The organism is Nocardioides korecus (genome assembly GCF_054778395.1).
In genome coordinates this window covers 142,623-158,840 of sequence record NZ_BAAGZO010000002.1, presented here as the reverse complement: position 1 = coordinate 158,840, position 16,218 = coordinate 142,623, and the positions used below count along the sequence as shown (strand labels likewise).

At 67.3% G+C, this 16,218-nt stretch carries 15 protein-coding genes and 1 pseudogene; 9 read left to right on the top strand and 7 right to left on the bottom strand.

The genetic code is table 11. The features are described from left to right. Positions 1-9: 9 nt before the first annotated feature. Positions 10-2,370 (top strand): MMPL family transporter, encoded by a 2,361-nt coding sequence (locus tag ACYVDA_RS04040; protein WP_166084053.1) that lies wholly within the window; start codon positions 10-12, stop codon positions 2,368-2,370. A gap of 566 nt (positions 2,371-2,936) precedes the next feature. Here the strand turns inward: ACYVDA_RS04040 and ACYVDA_RS04035 are convergent. The 3 genes from ACYVDA_RS04035 to ACYVDA_RS04025 form a co-directional block, all read right to left on the bottom strand. Next, entirely contained in the window at positions 2,937-4,496 is a 1,560-nt protein-coding gene (locus ACYVDA_RS04035) for an MFS transporter (RefSeq protein ID WP_166089558.1), read from the bottom strand. Positions 4,497-4,547: 51 nt separating this feature from the next. Beyond that, positions 4,548-5,162 (bottom strand): TetR/AcrR family transcriptional regulator, encoded by a 615-nt coding sequence (locus ACYVDA_RS04030; protein WP_240917110.1) that lies wholly within the window; start codon positions 5,160-5,162, stop codon positions 4,548-4,550. A gap of 217 nt (positions 5,163-5,379) precedes the next feature. Next, positions 5,380-5,718, bottom strand: a complete 339-nt coding sequence (locus tag ACYVDA_RS04025) for a hypothetical protein (RefSeq protein ID WP_166084051.1) — start codon at positions 5,716-5,718, stop codon at positions 5,380-5,382. Positions 5,719-5,913: 195 nt separating this feature from the next. Here ACYVDA_RS04025 and ACYVDA_RS04020 point away from each other — a divergent pair, with 195 nt between their 5' ends. The 3 genes and pseudogenes from ACYVDA_RS04020 to ACYVDA_RS04010 all read left to right on the top strand — a co-directional run. Next, complete coding sequence (locus tag ACYVDA_RS04020) at positions 5,914-6,540, top strand: TetR/AcrR family transcriptional regulator (RefSeq protein ID WP_445257318.1); 627 nt, start codon at positions 5,914-5,916, stop codon at positions 6,538-6,540. Between the two features lie 10 nt (positions 6,541-6,550). Continuing rightward, the gene (locus tag ACYVDA_RS04015; RefSeq protein WP_240917109.1) at positions 6,551-7,018 is read left to right on the top strand and encodes a PaaI family thioesterase; all 468 of its coding nucleotides are present in this window, start codon (positions 6,551-6,553) and stop codon (positions 7,016-7,018) included. Between the two features lie 294 nt (positions 7,019-7,312). Then, positions 7,313-8,212 (top strand): annotated as a pseudogene (locus ACYVDA_RS04010) (IS481 family transposase); the annotation flags it as partial. A gap of 24 nt (positions 8,213-8,236) precedes the next feature. On the opposite strand, the gene ACYVDA_RS04005 reads toward ACYVDA_RS04010, so the two are convergent. The 3 genes from ACYVDA_RS04005 to ACYVDA_RS03995 form a co-directional block, all read right to left on the bottom strand. Further along, positions 8,237-9,531, bottom strand: a protein-coding gene (locus ACYVDA_RS04005; RefSeq protein WP_460815146.1) for an IS3 family transposase whose coding sequence is annotated in 2 segments (ribosomal slippage) — positions 8,237-9,243 and positions 9,243-9,531 — 1,296 coding nt in all. Because the reading frame shifts where the segments join, the coding sequence is not laid out codon by codon here. Between the two features lie 191 nt (positions 9,532-9,722). Beyond that, positions 9,723-10,721: an IS481 family transposase gene (locus ACYVDA_RS04000; protein WP_166084047.1), complete on the bottom strand. Its 999-nt coding sequence runs from the start codon at positions 10,719-10,721 to the stop codon at positions 9,723-9,725. Positions 10,722-10,844: 123 nt separating this feature from the next. Beyond that, positions 10,845-11,441, bottom strand: a complete 597-nt coding sequence (locus ACYVDA_RS03995) for a TetR/AcrR family transcriptional regulator (RefSeq protein ID WP_166084046.1) — start codon at positions 11,439-11,441, stop codon at positions 10,845-10,847. Between the two features lie 147 nt (positions 11,442-11,588). On the opposite strand from ACYVDA_RS03995, the gene ACYVDA_RS03990 reads away from it, so the two are divergent. Beyond that, entirely contained in the window at positions 11,589-12,800 is a 1,212-nt protein-coding gene (locus ACYVDA_RS03990; RefSeq protein WP_166084045.1) for a cytochrome P450, read from the top strand. Between the two features lie 48 nt (positions 12,801-12,848). Here ACYVDA_RS03990 and ACYVDA_RS03985 read toward each other — a convergent pair whose 3' ends face one another. Next, positions 12,849-13,457 (bottom strand): TetR family transcriptional regulator, encoded by a 609-nt coding sequence (locus ACYVDA_RS03985; RefSeq protein WP_206063248.1) that lies wholly within the window; start codon positions 13,455-13,457, stop codon positions 12,849-12,851. A gap of 122 nt (positions 13,458-13,579) precedes the next feature. Here ACYVDA_RS03985 and ACYVDA_RS03980 point away from each other — a divergent pair, with 122 nt between their 5' ends. The 4 genes from ACYVDA_RS03980 to ACYVDA_RS03965 are packed head-to-tail and all read left to right on the top strand — an operon-like array spanning position 13,580 to position 16,204. Next, a complete protein-coding gene (locus ACYVDA_RS03980; protein ID WP_166084044.1) occupies positions 13,580-13,726 on the top strand; it encodes a hypothetical protein in 147 nt (48 codons plus the stop codon). A 35-nt stretch (positions 13,727-13,761) separates the two neighbouring features. Continuing rightward, the gene (locus ACYVDA_RS03975) at positions 13,762-14,823 is read left to right on the top strand and encodes a BtrH N-terminal domain-containing protein (RefSeq protein ID WP_460815145.1); all 1,062 of its coding nucleotides are present in this window, start codon (positions 13,762-13,764) and stop codon (positions 14,821-14,823) included. Continuing rightward, positions 14,820-14,981: a hypothetical protein gene (locus ACYVDA_RS03970; RefSeq protein ID WP_445257323.1), complete on the top strand. Its 162-nt coding sequence runs from the start codon at positions 14,820-14,822 to the stop codon at positions 14,979-14,981. The genes ACYVDA_RS03975 and ACYVDA_RS03970 overlap by 4 nt, the downstream gene beginning before the upstream one ends. After that, positions 14,978-16,204, top strand: coding sequence for a cytochrome P450 (locus ACYVDA_RS03965; protein ID WP_166084043.1), 1,227 nt, complete (start codon positions 14,978-14,980; stop codon positions 16,202-16,204). Before ACYVDA_RS03970 ends, ACYVDA_RS03965 begins: the two co-directional genes overlap by 4 nt. Positions 16,205-16,218: the final 14 nt, after the last annotated feature.

Genomic DNA, 16,218 nt, shown 5'->3' with positions numbered 1-16,218 from the left:
ACTAGATCCATGTCCACCTTCTTGTACCGGCTCGGACAGACCGCGTTCGGCAGGCCGTGGCTGTTCATTGCGGGCTGGGTCGCGGTCCTCGCCGCGGTCGTCGGTGCCGTGGCCATCAACGGCGTGAGCGTCAGTTCCGAGATGAAGATCGAGGGCACCCAGGCCCAGACGGTGCTTGACCGCGTGGCCGACGAGCTCCCTGAGGCCTCGGGGGGTCAGGCCAGTGTGGTCTTCACCGCGCCGGACGGCGGGCGGCTCGACACACCGGAGCGACTTGCGGTGATCAGCCGCACCGTCAGCGACGTCTATGAGCTCGAGAAGGTCGTCAACCCGCTCGACGCCGCGCTGGGTGGCGCTGAGGAGGGGCCAGCGGGCTCTCCGCGAGAGGATGCACCGGTCGAACCCCAAGCGGGGTCGGACCAGCAACAGGCGCCCCCGTACCAGCCGCTCGTGGTGGATGGGGCCCCGGTGCCCGGCGTGCTGGTGTCCTCGGACGGACAGGTCGCGCTGTTCCAGTTCCAGTTCACGGTCGCCTCGACCTCGTTGACCGATGACGACGTCACCTCAGTGGTCGAGGTGGTGGAGCGCGCCGAGCAGGGAACGGGGATCACCGTTCTCCCGAGCGACTCGCTCAAGGCCCTCGAGGTCCCCGTCGGTATCGGCGAGGTGATCGGTCTCGCCGTCGCTGCCCTCGTGCTGGTGCTCACCCTGGGCTCGGTCATCGCGGCCGGGCTGCCCCTGGTCACGGCGCTGGTCGGCGTCGGAATCGGCGTGGGTGGCGCGTACGCGCTCTCCACGGTCATCGAGATGAACTCCGCCACCCCCGTCCTGGGACTCATGGTCGGCCTCGCCGTCGGCATCGATTACGCGCTGTTCGTCGTCAACCGGCAGCGACGGCTGATCCTCGACCGGGGACTCACCGCACGAGAGGCAGCCGGCAGAGCGGTCGGCACTGCGGGCAGCGCCGTGTTCTTCGCCGGCCTCACCGTCCTCATCGCGCTGACCGCGCTGACTGTCATCGGCATCGCGTCGTTGTCGACGATGGCCCTGGTCGCAGCGTCCACGGTGGCCCTCGCTGTGCTCATCGCCCTCAGCCTGCTTCCCGCGCTGCTAGGACTGGTCGGGGAGCGCATCTGCTCCGACAAGGCCCGATCCCGGCGCCGCGCCAAGGAGGACGCGGAGTCGCACGGCGTCGCTGACCACTGGGTGAGGAGTGTGATCAGGTTCAGGTGGCCCGTCATCGCCGGCGTGGTCGCGATCCTGGGCGTGATGGCGCTCCCCGCAGCCAGCATGAACCTTGGCATCCCCTCCGGCGCGACCGCGAACCAGGACACCGCCGCCCGGCAAAGCTACGAGGCCGTCTCCCAAGGCTTCGGTGAGGGATTCAATGGCCCCCTGCTGGTCACCGCCGAGCCCACCGGCACCGCAGGCCGCGTCACTCCCGACCTGACCGCGAAACTGATCACTGGGTTCCAGGACCGAGACGACATCGTGCTGGCCGCCCCCGTCGGCGTCAACGAGGCCGGTGACCTCGCCGTCTTCAGCATCATCCCCACCTCAGGCCCCAGCGACGAGGCCACCAGCGACCTCGTGAAGTCGCTGCGCGGGCCCGACAACGCGATCGCCGAGGCCAACCAGGTGCAGCTGGGCGTGACCGGGTTCACCGCCATCGGAATCGACATGTCCGACAAGATCGCCAGCGTCCTTCCGCTCTACCTCGGCATCATCATCGTGCTGTCCGTCCTGATTCTGATGGTCGTCTTCCGCTCGGTGGTCGTGCCGATCAAGGCCACAGCCGGCTTCCTGCTCAGCATCCTGGCCACTTTCGGCGCCACCACCGCCGTCTTTCAATGGGGCTGGGTCAGCGAACTCTTCGGCTTCGACACCGGTGGTCCGCTCATGAGCTTCATGCCGATCATCGTGACCGGCATCCTCTACGGGCTCGCCATGGACTACGAGGTCTTCCTGGTCTCCTCGATGCGCGAGGCACACATCCACGGCCAGGCAGCGCGACCAAGCGTCATCCATGGCTTCGACCAAGCCAGCCGCGTCGTCGTCGCAGCCGCCGTCATCATGGTCGCGGTGTTCTCCGGCTTCATCTTCAGCCACGACATCATGATCAAGCAGGTCGGCTTCGCACTCGCCGCCGGTATCCTGATCGACGCATTCATCGTCCGGTTGACCCTCGTCCCGGCGCTCATGGCTGTCTTCGACGACAGAGCCTGGTGGCTGCCTCGATGGCTTGACCGCCTGCTGCCCGACCTCGACATCGAGGGCGACAAGCTGCTCACCATGCTCAACCAAGAGACCGAGGCCACCGGTCGTCGAGCTCCGGAATTGACGCCACCAGGGCCTAATGGCCGGGCATGATGTGGTGCTGCACGCCAGACCCCCCACGGTCTGACGGCCGACCGAAAGCGATCCAGCATGAACCTCGGAGGCTCGGTCACCGAAGATCCCGACGGTACTCTGCCCAGCGCTCCCGCATCCGCTCCGTCTCGCTCGCAGGAACGCGATGAACGTTGACTGATCGGCCGATCGGCGGTCACCACTGTCCTCAGCACCGAACTCGACCGGGTGATCTCCATCGCGGGCTCCCACTGCTTGACAACCAGGATCCAGGCGGCACGATCACGTCGCAACACGGGAGACTGTTCTTAGTCACTTCTTCCGCATTGGCGTCGGCGTTCGCAGGGTTCCGGTTTCCCGTGAGGCGATGTCGGTCGCGGTGCGATGGCACCAGCGGTATGGCTGTCCTACCGTGACGTAAAGGGCTGCTCGCTGCTGCGTGGCGTGGACGCCGATCACGTCACCGTTCGCGATGAGTCATACGGCTCACGCCGGAGTTCATCTCCGCGGCCCGGCCACGCCGCCACTGTCCCGGTGCCCGCCAACCTCTGCGGCTGACGACCGGGCCACGGAGTGAGTGGGCTGCCTCAGCCGACGTGGACGCCCTCGGGACCGTCGGTGGCTAGCTCCTGGTGCTTCACGTCGAGGAAGATCCAGATCACCGCGGATGCCGCGAGCATCAGAATCGAGCCGACTAGGAAAGCCTGGGTCGAGCCCTCGGTGAAGATCTGCTGCTCGACGATGGCCTGCATCCGCTGCATGACCTCCGCCGACGGGGCCTCGCCGCCCGCAGCGGCGCTGGCCTGGGCCAGCTCGGCGCCCCGGTCGGTGAACGTCTGTGTCGCGACGGTGGCGAGCACTGCGAGGCCGAGCGCGCCGCCGACCTGCTGCATCGTGTTGAGCACCCCGGACCCGACGCCGGACTCCTCCGAGCGGAGGTGGTGGACCGCCGTCAGGGTGACCGGCACGAACGTCAGGCCCATGCCGATCGCCATCAAGACCGTGTACGGCAGGATGTTGGCGAGATACGTCCCCGTCACGTCGCTGACCGGGAACTCGGTGTCGAACGGGATCCGGGAGAAGCCGAATAGGGCGCCCGCTGCGAGCAGCGTGCCGACTCCCGAGATGTAGCGGGGGGCGATCCGGTTCACCAGGTTGGAGGCCAGACCTGCCCCGAACACGATGCCCACCGTGAACGGCAGGAACGCTACACCGGTCTTGAGCGGGCTGTATCCCATGACGTTCTGCAGGTACTGGCTCAGGAAGTAGAACATCGCGAACATCGCCGCGGGCGCGAGGAACATCGCTACGAAGCTGGCCGCCCGGGTTCGGTTGGTGAAGATCCGGAACGGGAGCAGCGGGTGCTCCACTCGGCTCTCGACCAGCCCGAAGACGGCAAGTAGCAAGCTGCCCACGATCAGGCTGGCGATGGTGAGCGCGTCGCTCCACCCCTCAGTGCCGGCTCGCGACAGGCCGTAGACGATGCCGACCAGCGCCAGGGTGCCGAAGACGGCGCCGGGCAAATCGAGCTCGCCCGGGTGGGACTCAGACTCGTTGAGGAAGCGCGGCGCCAGAGCGGCGGCACCAAGGCCGATCGGCACGTTGATCAAGAAGGTGAGGCGCCAGCCGTCAACGACCATGCCGAAGAACTCCGGCGATGTACCGGTCAGCCAGCCACCGAGGATCAAACCGACGGCCGCACCCGCGCCGGACATCGCCGCATAAACCGCGAAGGCCCGGTTGCGGGCTGGGCCTGCGGGGAACGTGGTGGTGATCAGCGCTAGGGCGGCCGGGGAGGCCAGTGCAGCACCGAGGCCCTGCAGTCCGCGGGCACCGAGCAGCAACGGCTCGTTGGTCGCGAGCCCACCGAGCAGGGAAGCGACCGCGAAGATGCCGAGGCCGGCCATGAACACCTTGCGGCGGCCGTAGAGGTCACCAAGCCGGCCGCCAAGCAGCAGCAGGCTGCCGAACGCCAGAGCGTAGCCGGTGACGATCCACGCCAAGTTAGCGTTGCTGATCTCCAGGTCGACCTGGATGAAGGGCAGCGCGATGTTCGCGATGGTGGCGTCGAGCACAACCATCAGTTGGGCAATCGAGATGAGGACCAGAGCCCAGCCCAGGTGGAGCTCGCGCTGTGGGGCGGCCATGCGGGCCGCGTCGGCGGGTGGGGTGGTGACGCGGTCGATTTCAGTCACGAGCTATTCCTTGTCTTCGCGAGGTGCCTGGGCCTGCGGGCGGCAGGCCGGGATGATGATCTGGTCGATCAGGGCGGTGATCAGGTCGGGGGTGGCGTGCTCGCCCATCAGGAAGATTCGATGCAGGACCATCCCGGTCAGCGCCGGCGTCACTAGGTCGATGTCCAGGTCGGCGCGGATCTCGCCGCGGGCCTGTGCTCGCTCGTAGACGAGCCGACCGATGGCCACCTTGGGGCCGATGAAGTCTCGCCGAAATCGCTCGGCGAACTCGTCGTCGAGGTTGAGCGCGGTGATGATGCTGGCCAGCATCCCGAGCGGTTTCGCGTCGGTGAGGCCGCCAGCCCCGCAGCTCATCGCGATGAGGTCCTGACGGAAGCTGCCGGTATCGGGCGAGGCGGCCGGACCCTTGTGGAGCATGACGGCCTCGATCACCAGAGCGGCCTTCGAATGCCACCGGCGGTAGAGGGTGGCCTTAGAGGCCCTCGCGCGACACGCGACGGCGTCCATGGTGAGGCGGTCGTAGCCGACGTCGGCTAGCACGTCGAGCGTCGCGACCAGGATCTCCTGCTCGCGCTCACCTTCGATGCGGGGCCGGAGGGCCGCCTCCTGTGGTGTCACGTGTGGTGCTCCTGATGCTCGATCGAAACGGAACGGTTTCGTTTCAATCAAAACTGTAGGCAGGCCGGGGAAATTCCTCCGAAGGAGAGGCTGCCGATAGGCAAAACATCGAGGTCCGCGCCTGAGAGACACCCCGGCGGGTCGCCGGGCACCCGAGACCTGGCTGCGGCACCCCCAGACAGTCGAGGCATCACGGCTATCCGGCATAGCCTCTCGATCAGAGCCCGCCCTGGTGCCTCCAGGTCCACGACCGGCCCGGTCGAGCCGCCCTGTCGCTGGCGCGCGCCGGATCGCCCTCGCGGAGGTACTTCTCGAGATCGCTGAACCCATGGGCGAAGTCCCGGCGCAACCTGCGTTCTGCCAGGAAGCGGAGTCGTGGCGGAGGATGCTCGCGGACCCAGTCCGTATACAGGAACTGTCCCAGGTACCAGCATCCACCAGTCGCGATGAGGCCAGCGATGAGCGTCCACCCCACGACGGCCAGCACCTCCCAGAGCGCGCTCCCGAGCTGTTGCCATGCCGGCACGTTCGGACCCGGGTAGCTCACGTCGCTCACCTCCAACCCCTGCGGCCGAACCGGGCAGCACCATCACCCCGACGCATCGGTCGCCACCCACGCTACGCCGAACTAGATAGGAGGGAAAGGGTAGTGTTGGGGCCTCTCTCTCGCTGTACCACCAGCTGCCCGTGACCGCACATCGCAAGGCGTCTGCAGCGCCGTGCAACATACATTCGTGCATGCATGTAAGTTGTGACCGTGCACATTCAAGCGAGGCGGCAGGAGGAGCGCTCCGCTGCCACCCGCCGCCTGCTGCTGGAGGCCACCGTCGCGTGCCTGGTCGAGGTGGGCTACATCGGGACCACGAGTGCGGCCGTGGCCGAGAAGGCCGGGCTCTCGCGAGGCGCACAGCTGCACCACTTCGGGACGCGGGACCAATTGGTGGTCGCGGCAGTCGAGCATCTGGCGCACAAGCGCCTGACGCTGGTACACGAGGCATTGGCCGCGCTGTCGTCGGCCACGACCGGAGGAGAGAGGCGGACACCACATCCGCTCGAGCTGCAGGAGGCTGCGCTCGGGCTGCTGGCGGACGCGCTGTCGGGTCCGCTGTACGCCGCCACCCTGGAGCTGTGGGTGGCGGCGCGTTCACACCCCGACCTGCGCGCCCAGTTGATCCCAGCCGAGGAGCGGGTCAACGACGAGCTTGCGCAGATCTGCCGCCGCTACGTCACCGACGACCCGGTCTCGATCCGGCTCACCCTCGACCTACTCCTCGGCAGGGGTGTCAGCGGCCTGCTCGCCCCCCACCCAGTCCATCGCCAAGAACAGGTCCTCGCCGCCTGGGCCCAACTCTTGAGAGGCCGTGCACCCCATGACTGACCTGCCTTCCGTGCTCGCCACCTGGGTGGACAAGTTTCGCCCACACCCGGACGGAGTCGACCTCCCGCCCCACCACGAGCAGTGCCTTGGCTGCGGGCCCGACAACCCGCACGGCCATCACCTCCAGGTTCGCCGCGACGGAGACGGCGTCGTGGCCGATCACACCTTCGACAACCGGCACGTCGGCGCTCCCGGCATCGCGCACGGCGGCGCAGTCGCCACCGTTATCGACGACCTCTACGGCTTCCTGCTCTACCTCGTCGGCACACCCGCGGTCACACGCCAGCTGACGGTCGACTACCGAGCACCGGTACTGATTGGCGTCCCCTACCGGATGGAGGCACACGTGAGCAGCTACGAGGGGCGCAAGCTGTTCCTCACCGCCAGCCTGACCGATCCCGAGGGGTCCCTGGTGGGGACGTCGAAGGCGGTGTTCGTCACGGTCGGCGTCGAGCACTTCTCCCGAGGTACTCAGTAGCCGTCATCGGACGAGAGAGAACAAGGCGACACACATCTGCCCGACGGGAAAGACCTGCCGGCTTCCGGCGCCAGACCTCCAGGAACACTTCCGCATTGCCGTGCCGCTCTGGCTCCATGACGACCTAGACCCAGGTACGAGCTGTCACCCACCACGACACGTGTGCCCGCTGCGTTCCGTTCGAGAGCTAGGTGTAGTTCCCCGGCAGGTTGTGAACAGCGTGGCGTGAGCGGATAGACGAAGACCTCCGGTACGGAGGGGGTTACCACACCAACCCTCGCCCGGAGGTCTTCGTTGACTCACGCTAACGCCCCGCTGACCCCACTTGGTCGCCGACGTCTGGCCGAATTGATCGTGGTGCAGCACTGGCCGGTGCGCCGTGCGGCTGAGCGGTTCCAGTGCTCACCGGCCACGGCCTCGAAGTGGGCGGCTCGGTATCGCGCTGGTCTGCCGATGACCGACCTGCCGTCGCGGCCGCACACGACGCCGACCAGGACACCCACGCGGCTCGAGCGGCGCATCGTGAAGCTGCGGTACTGCCGCCGATGGGGCCCGCACCGGATCAGCTACCACCTCGGCGTCCCACGCTCGACCGTCGGACGAGTGCTGCAGCGTTATCGGATGCCGTTGCTGGCCCACCTCGACCAGGCCACCGGACTCCCGGTCCGCAGGCCCCGCCCTCTGCGTTACGAGGTCGCCCGTCCCGGCGAGCTGGTCCACGTCGACATCAAGAAGCTCGGCCGCATCCCCGACGGCGGAGGCTGGCGCGTTCACGGTCGCGGCTCGGCCCAGGACCGTCGCGCCGGAGCTGCCCGCGACGCAGCAGCCCGTCGTGGCGCGACACCCTCACGCGGCTACGTCTACCTCCACCACGCCGTCGACGACCACAGCCGCCTGGCCTACTCCGAGCAGCACACCGACGAGCGCAAGGAGACCGCCGCCGGGTTCTGGCTGCGGGCCAACGCCTTCTTCGCCGCGGCCGGCATCACGGTCACCGCAGTGATGACCGACAACGGCGCCTGCTACCGCTCCAACGCCTTCAACGCAGCGCTCGGCGAGACCATCAAGCACCGCCGGACCCGGCCCTATCGACCACAGACCAACGGCAAGGTCGAACGCTTCAACCGGACCCTGAACAGCGAGTGGGCCTACGCCCAGGCCTACTCCTCAGACGAAGCTCGCGCAGCCACCTACGCCGACAACTGAACCGCCCCGGGTTCAGTGGAGGCTGGGTTCTGCCATCTGCAGGGTCGCAGAGGGCTCGTTGGTGCGGTAGTAGGTCGCTTCGGCTTCGGCCGGTGGGACGTTGCCGAGGGCCTCGTAGAGGCGTCGGTTGTTGAACCAGTCGACCCATTCCAAGGTCGCGATCTCAACGGCGTCCGGGCCCCGCCATGGGCCGTGCCGGCGGATCAGCTCGGTCTTGAACAGCCCGATGACCGACTCGGCCATGGCGTTGTCGTAGGAGTCGCCGACCGACCCGATCGAGGGCCGCGCCCCGGCCTCGGCGAGCCGCTCGGAGTACCGGATCGAGGTGTACTGCGACCCGGCGTCGGAGTGGTGCACCAGGCCCTGGACCGAGTGGCCCTGACGCCTGCGTTGCCAGAGCCCCATCTCCAGGGCATCGAGGACCAGGTCAGTGCTCATCGAGGTGCTCGAGCGCCAACCGGTGATCATTCGGGAGTAGACGTCGATGCAGAACGCGACGTAGACGAACCCGACCCAGGTCGGCACGTAGGTGAAGTCCACGACCCACAGCTGGTTGGGACGCTCAGCGGAGAACCGCCGCTCGACCAGGTCCTCCGGCCGGGCCGCCTTCGGGTCCGGACGAGTAGTGCGGGTCCGGGCGCCGCGGACCGCGCCGGCCAGCCCGTCAACGCGCATCAGCCGCTCCACGGTGCACCTGGCCGCAGGGGTCCCTTCACGGTGCAGTTGCCTCCACACCTTCCTGGCCCCATAGACGCCGTAGTTCTCACCATGGATCCGATGGATCTCGACGCTCAGCTCCGCGTCGCGAACCGCCCGGGCACTGGCTGGTCGCTTCAACGCGGCGTAGTAGGTCTGCGGGGCGATCGGGCAGCCGTGCTCCGAAAGCACCCTGCAGATCGGCTCGACCCCGAACTCCCCGCCGTCGGCCCCACCTGCGGTGGTGAACCGGTCGTGGCGATGTTCCTCGATGAACCTCACGATCGTGGTGATGGGCGGTCGAGCTCCGCCGCGAAGAAAGCCGAGGCCGTCTTCAAGATCGCGTTCGCCCGCCGCAGCTCACGGTTCTCCGCCTCGAGCTCCTTGAGCCGCCGCGCCTGATCGGTCGAGACCCCGGGACGGGCCCCGGAATCGATCTGAGCCTGCTTGACCCAGCCGCGCAACGTGTCGCGGTTGATGCCCAGCTGCTGCCCGACCTTGCTGCACGCGCCGGTGATCGAGATCTCGACCTCCGGGTCAGCGAGCAAATCCTGGACCAGACGCAACGCCCGGTCCCTCATCTCCTCCGGATACTTCTTCGGTGCCGGCATGGGCGCCACCCTTTCGCGGGATCAGCGCCTCCACCAGAGCCGGGGCGGTTCAAACTGGCTCCACTCCTACAATCACCACCGACCCCACACCGGCATCGGCGGCCAAGTCCCCGCAGCCCGCGTTCACAACCTCACGGGGAACTACAGCTAGGGATTAACGATTCAGACTGGCCCTGTCAGCCCTTCGCTGACTAGGTGTGATGTCCATCCAGGTTGGTCAACCGGGTGATGGGCGGGAGGCCGCCGAGCGCTGAGTGGGGCCGGTGGTGGTTGTAGGAGTGGAGCCATCCTGGCAGGGCGGCCCGTCGGGTGTCCTCGGAGGTGTAGAGCTTCTTGTAGGCCCAGCCGTCAGCCAAGGTCCGGTGGAGTCTCTCGATCTTCCCGTTGGTCTGGGGTCGTCGGGGGCGTGTCCGCTTGTGCTCGATGCCGAGGTCGGCGCAGCTGTCGCGCCATAGGTGCGAGATGTAGGCCGACCCGTTGTCGGAGAGCACACGTTCGACGGTCACGCCGCGTTCGGCGAACCACGCCACTGCGCGGTAGAGGACTGCGGTCGCGGTAACCGCCTTCTCGTCGTCGTGGATCTCGGCGTAGGCCACGCGGGAGTAGTCGTCGATGACGGTGTGCACGAAGCAGTTCCCGAGCCTTGGTTGGTGGCGCTTGCTGCGCTGGCCGGTCCTGTCGCGGGTGGTCTGTCGGTTGGCCCAGCCCTGTTCGATGCCCACGAACCGCCAGCCGCCTCCGTCGGGGATGTTGCCGAACTTGGTGACATCGACGTGGATCAGCTCGCCGGGCTGGGCCCGTTCGTAGCGGCGGGCCGGTTCGCCGGTGACCCGGTCGATATGGGAGAGCCGGTTGAGCCGGCATCGGCGAAGCACGGCGTGGACGGTCGAAGCAGGCATCCCGAGCCGGCCGCCGATCTGGACCGGCCCGAGCCGCTGCTTCCACCGCAGGTGCACGATCTTGCGCACCAGAGGCTGGGGCGTCTTGGCGTGCTGGGTCTGCCGGGCTGAGGAGCGGTCGTTCATACCGACCGGCCCCTCCGTTCGGTAGCGCTGCGCCCATCGGTCCGCGGTCCGCCAGGAGACGTTGAAGAACTTCGCCGCCCGCGAGGTCGGCCAACCGTCGTCGACGATCAGCCGCGCGAGCCGCAGTCGGTGGCGCGGGGTCAGTGCAGCGTTAGCGTGGGACACGAAGGCCTCCTGGGTGTGAAGCGGTTCCTAGACAGCTCCACTCCACATCGGGAGGCCTTCACCCATTTACGACATCAGATCGTGTCGTCGCACCTGCTCGACCAACCTGCCTGGACATCACAACTAGGCGCGCGCCTGGATGCCGTAGAGCAAGAGATCGCAGATCGCCTCTGAAGCGCGTCCCGCATGACTGCCGGCGTCCCGGGACGGATCTTCGACCATGAGGCTGAGGCCTGCCACGGTGACTGCACCGAAGATGCTGAGGGCAACGTTCGGCGGGTCCTTGACCTGACGTAGCGATCCGTCAGCCACACCGTCGTGGAGAAGCTGCTCGATGGGCTGGTGAAAGGCGCTTCTCAGCGCTAGGGCGAGCTCGGGCAGCCTGGTGGCTCGGCCCAGGTCGCCGACGAGGGCTCTGCACACGGCCGGTTGCTCAAGCATCACCGTGAGTTGGGCCAACACCGCCGCCCGGAGTCGCTGCTCGGCGGTGCCGGGCGCGGCGACTGCGGCCCCGACCTCTCCAGCGATCAGTTCAAGAACGTCCCCGAGGAGGAACGCCAGAATCTCCTCTTTGCCAGTGAAGTAGTAGTAAAGGGTCGCCTTGGGGATCCCAGCCGCATCGGCGATCTCATCGATCTTGGCGTCGGCCAGACCGCGGTCGGCGATCAGATCCGCCGCGCCATAGAGCTTGCTGGCCAGCTTGGCCGGGACCTGACGCATTGATCCGCCTCCTTCCCAAATCCCAGGGCACTACCACTGTCCCAGGGCGGGGAGCACCCCGGCGTTCTCCGCTTCACCCCTGGCGCCTGACCTCATCCTATGTTGTACTCGTAGTACAAACTCTCTGTCGGCCATGGGGAAGGCATCATGACGGACAACACTGCGACTTACAGTCCTGTGACCTATAGCCCGTTCGACCCTCAGGTCGTCACAGACCCCTACCCGATCTATCGGGAGCTGCGCGAGCACGCGCCGGTTTACTGGTCGAAGGCGGCCGGGTGCTGGGTGCTCAGCAGGTACGACGATGTCAGCGCTGCGCTGATCGACCCCGACACCTATTCCTCGGCCTCGGGCGTCTTCCCCACACCCCCGGGTGTGGACATGACCCAGCTGTTCCTGCCGATGATGATCATGACTGATCCGCCGCGCCACACCCAGCTTCGTCACCTGGTCAGCAGAGCCTTCACGGCACGCCGGATCGCTGCTCTGGAGGACACAATCGGCGGTCTCATCGAGGAGCTGTTGGACCAGACTCCAGGGTCGGGCACGCCATGGGACTTCGTCGACAACTTCGCCGGCCCCTTGCCTGCCATCGTGATCGCCGATCTGCTCGGCGTTCCTCGCGCAGATCGCCCGCAGTTCCGCAGCTGGTCCACAACTCTGATCCAGTCCAATCCCGTTCGGGGGGAGTTCGGCGAGGGCCTGGAGGCCGCGGCTGCCCTCTACGACTACTTCACTGGCTTTCTCGAGGAGCGTCGCGTCCGCCCCCAGCCGGACCTGATGTCTGCTCTGGTCCACGCCGAGGTGGAGGGTCAGCGACTCAGCGACGACGAACTGCTCGGCTTCTGCCTTCTCCTCCTCGTCGCCGGACATGAAACGACCACAAACCTGCTCTCCAACAGTGCCGTGGTCCTCGCGGACCACCCCGGCGCGAGAGAGCGCCTCGCCAACAACGGCGAGCTCATCCCCGCGGCGGTGGAGGAGTTGCTTCGATTCGACTCACCCGTCCAGGGGCTCTCGCGCACTCTGACCCGCAACGAGACTCTCCATGACGTCCACATGGGTGCCGGCGACACGGTTCTCCTGCTGTTCGGTTCAGCCAACCGTGACGATCTCGCGTTCCCGGGCGCGGACCAGTTCGACATCGACCGCAAGCCCGAGCGCCAGGTCGCCTTCGGCCGTGGCATCCATTTCTGCCTCGGCGCTGCGCTTGCGCGCATGGAGGCCCGACTCGCGCTCGCCGCACTCCTGGCTCGGCATCCCCACTGGGACGTGGACCACGACTCGGCGACGCGACTGAGGTCCGGTCCCATCCGCGGGTTCACCTCGCTGCCACTGATCACGTCACCTGGCCGGTGACGTCAACGGGGCACCTTGGTGCCCCGTCTCAGCCCCGGCGGCGCGAACTCAGGCCTCCACCCCGCGCGGTTCGATGAAGCGCAACGCGAGGCTCGCCAGACGCGCGGCGGTCTGGTCGGGTGACTCCTGAGCAGGCATCACGATGTGACTGACCGTGAGGCGTACCAGGGCATCGACGGCGGCCTCGACGTCCCCGTCCGGGAACTGCGGGAAATGTAGGGAGAACCACGCGACGAGGGTCTCGGAGGCTGCCCGGAAGATCGGGGCGGCATCCGTGGTGAGCAAGGGCAGCAAGTCCTGATCGACACCCCGGGTCGAGGTCAGGATCGCCCTCAGGAGGGGGCTGGCCTCGGCCTGCTCCAGGGCGTAGCGCACGGCCTCGGTGACCGCGCCCTGAGCGTCGTCGTGGTGATGACGGAGCACCTCGGCGATGCCGGAGAGGAAGGCATCTGTCTCGCGGAGGACCAACGCCTCTCCCAGCCCGTGCTTGTCTCCGAACTCCGCGTACAGCGTGGGCCGCGAGACCCCGGTGAGCTCCGCGACCTCGTTCACTCGCACCTGAGCCCACCCTCGTTCAACGGTCAGCGATTGAGCGACCTGCAGGGCGCGTTCGCGCACCTGATGGCGGAACTGCGCGCGCAGGGATGGCGTGGACACGCGCACACCTTACATATTGGCGATTCTGTCTGAACGCTGACAGCCGCGCACTACATCTATATCGGCCGATCATCTCTAATCGGCCGTTTACATAGTTGCTAGTTCTGTCACCGTATGGTCAGATGACCGCTCACTGTCAATCAGGCGAGGTCCATGACCACTTCTGCAGAAGCACGAACGTCGATGACATCGCTCACAAGGGCGAGATCGACTTCGTGCACGAGGTGGCCTACGAAGCGAAGCTCGCCAAGCTCCAGGAGCTGATGTGACAAGTCCCGGCATCTCCGACGAGCCCGCTCGGGTAGTGCTCGACTACCCCCACCGGATGGCGGGTCACTGCGGCTCGGGAGCCCTGCGAGACCTTCTGGAGTGGGCAGGACTCGGCTGGAGTGAGCCTCCCAGCGAGGGTCTGGTGTTCGGACTGGGTGGCGGTCTCGGCTTCACCTATCTCAGGCTGGCCGATCTCAGTCCACCGATCTACCTGGTCGGCCGCAGCAGCGAGCTCGAGCTCGACCTGCTCACCCGGCTGGGCGCCGAGGTCGACCTGCGCGACACGGATGACCCGGTGCTCGGCTGGGAATGGGTCCGGCAAGAGCTCCAGCAAGGCCGACCCGTCATGGTTTGGGCCGACATCGGCGAACTCCCCTACCTCAACGTACGACTCCGCATGAGCCGCCACGACATCGTAGTAATCGGCTACGACGACGACGCCGAGGTGGCCCACGTCGTCGACAACGACCGCACCGAGGTCCAGGAGGTCCCTTACGCTGCGCTGGCGCGAGCCCGGTCGTCACGGGCATTCCCGGTCCCGACCCGGCACACCACCTACTTCGTCCGCTGGCCACGAACCCTGCCTGAATTGCACAGCGCCGCAGCCTCAGCCCTCAGGTCATCCGTCCAGCAGCTGCAGGGCGGCGATGCCTCGATCATCCCCGGCGCAGCTGTACTGCCAGCCGGCGCGGTCACCGCAGCCGGGCTCACCGGGGTGAGCGTGTTCGCGGAGGACGTCGAGCGGTGGCCCGACCTCCTGCCCGAGGCCGAACTCGACGTCGCACTCCGTTCGCTCACCGCCTTCGTCGAGAAGGCCGGTACCGGCGGCGGCCTGTTCCGACGGCTGCAGTCCCAGTTCTGCTTCGACGTGGCGCGTCACACCGACGTCGCCGAACTGACGCACGCCGGCACCGCAGTCTTGCGGAGCGCCGATGGGTGGTCCGCGCTGGCTGCAGCCGGCCGCAGCCAAGGCACCACCATCGACCGCTGGAGATCTGTGGCCGAGGTAGCCGCAACCCTTCCCGCCCAGGAGGAGTCCGCTGTGTCCACCATGGAAGTCGCTGCGGCGGCTCTCGAACTCCAGGGGAAGCCATGAACGATGAGACCAGCGCCCAGGTGGTCCGGCGCGAGGGACGCAGTCTCCACTGCTCCGCAGCACTGGTCGACGCAGCCGATCGACTCACGGTCCGCCCCGATGCACTCTTCATCGTGGTGGACATGGATCAGTCCCACCGGGTGGGCGTGCTCCGATGAGCCGGTCCCTCGGCGTCACCGAGCCCGAGTCGCTGCTGGTCGAGATTCTCCTCGGAGACCACGGCACCGCTGGCCCGTACGATGCCTACCGCCGACTGAGGGAGAGCGCACCGGTCTTGCGCAGCAGGTCGGGAGTCCTGGTGCTCAGCCGATATGCCGACTGCGACGCCGCCTTGCGGGACCGTTGCCTCGGCAAGGTCGACGAGTCGCTGGGGTTTCGACTGACCGACGTTCCCGAGGAACTTTCCCGCAGCGCCATGAAGCGGTTCCGACGCACCATGCTGTTTCGTAACCCGCCCGACCATGCTCGGCTGCGGCGGCTGGTCACCGACGTGTTCACCCACCGCCACGTCGAGGGGCTGCGTGACTCCGTCATCCGGTGGACCGACACCCTCCTCGATGCCGCCTCCTCACAAGGTGAGATCGATGCCATCGCCTCGCTGGCGCTGCCGCTCCCCGTCCACGTCATCAGCGACCTCGTGGGGGTGCCCGTGGCGGACCGGGAACAGGCAGCCCCCCTGGTACGGGCTCTGGTGGCGCCCCTCGAACCAACCGCGGACGCCGAGGCCGTGCGGCGCGCAGCTGACGCCGAGAACCAGCTGGCCGAGTACTTCAGCCATCTGCTCGCATCCAAGCGCAGCGACCCTCAGGACGACCTGCTCAGCCGGATCTCTCAAGCCCAGGGTGACGACACGCTCGACGACGAGGAAGCCGTCGGCACCGCCATCCTGCTCTTCGCCGCCGGGTTCGAGACGACAAGCAACCTCATCGGCAACGGGCTGACGGCGCTGTTGACCCATCCCGCTCAGCTTCATCGGCTACGCACCGACCCTGACCTCGCCCCCAATGCCGTCGAGGAGCTGCTGCGCTACGACACCCCGGTGCAGACCGACGGCCGTACAGCCCTGGCCCCGACCAGCATCGCTGGGGTTGACATTGCCGAAGGCGAGATCGTCCTGACGCTCCTGGGGGCGGCCAATCGCGACCCTGCCCGCTTCGCGGACCCAGAGACGCTGGACGTGACCCGGCCCTCCCCCTCCCCCCTGTCATTCGGCGCCGGCATTCACTTCTGCCTGGGTGCGGCCCTCGCACGGGCCGAGGGCGTCGAGGTCTTCCCCCGGCTGCTGACCCGGTTCCCACGCATCGAGCTTGCCGGCCAGCCGCAGTGGCGGTCAGGACTCACCTTTCGAGGGCTCACCTCGCTGCCAGTTCGCCTGCGATGACGCCGAAACCCGGA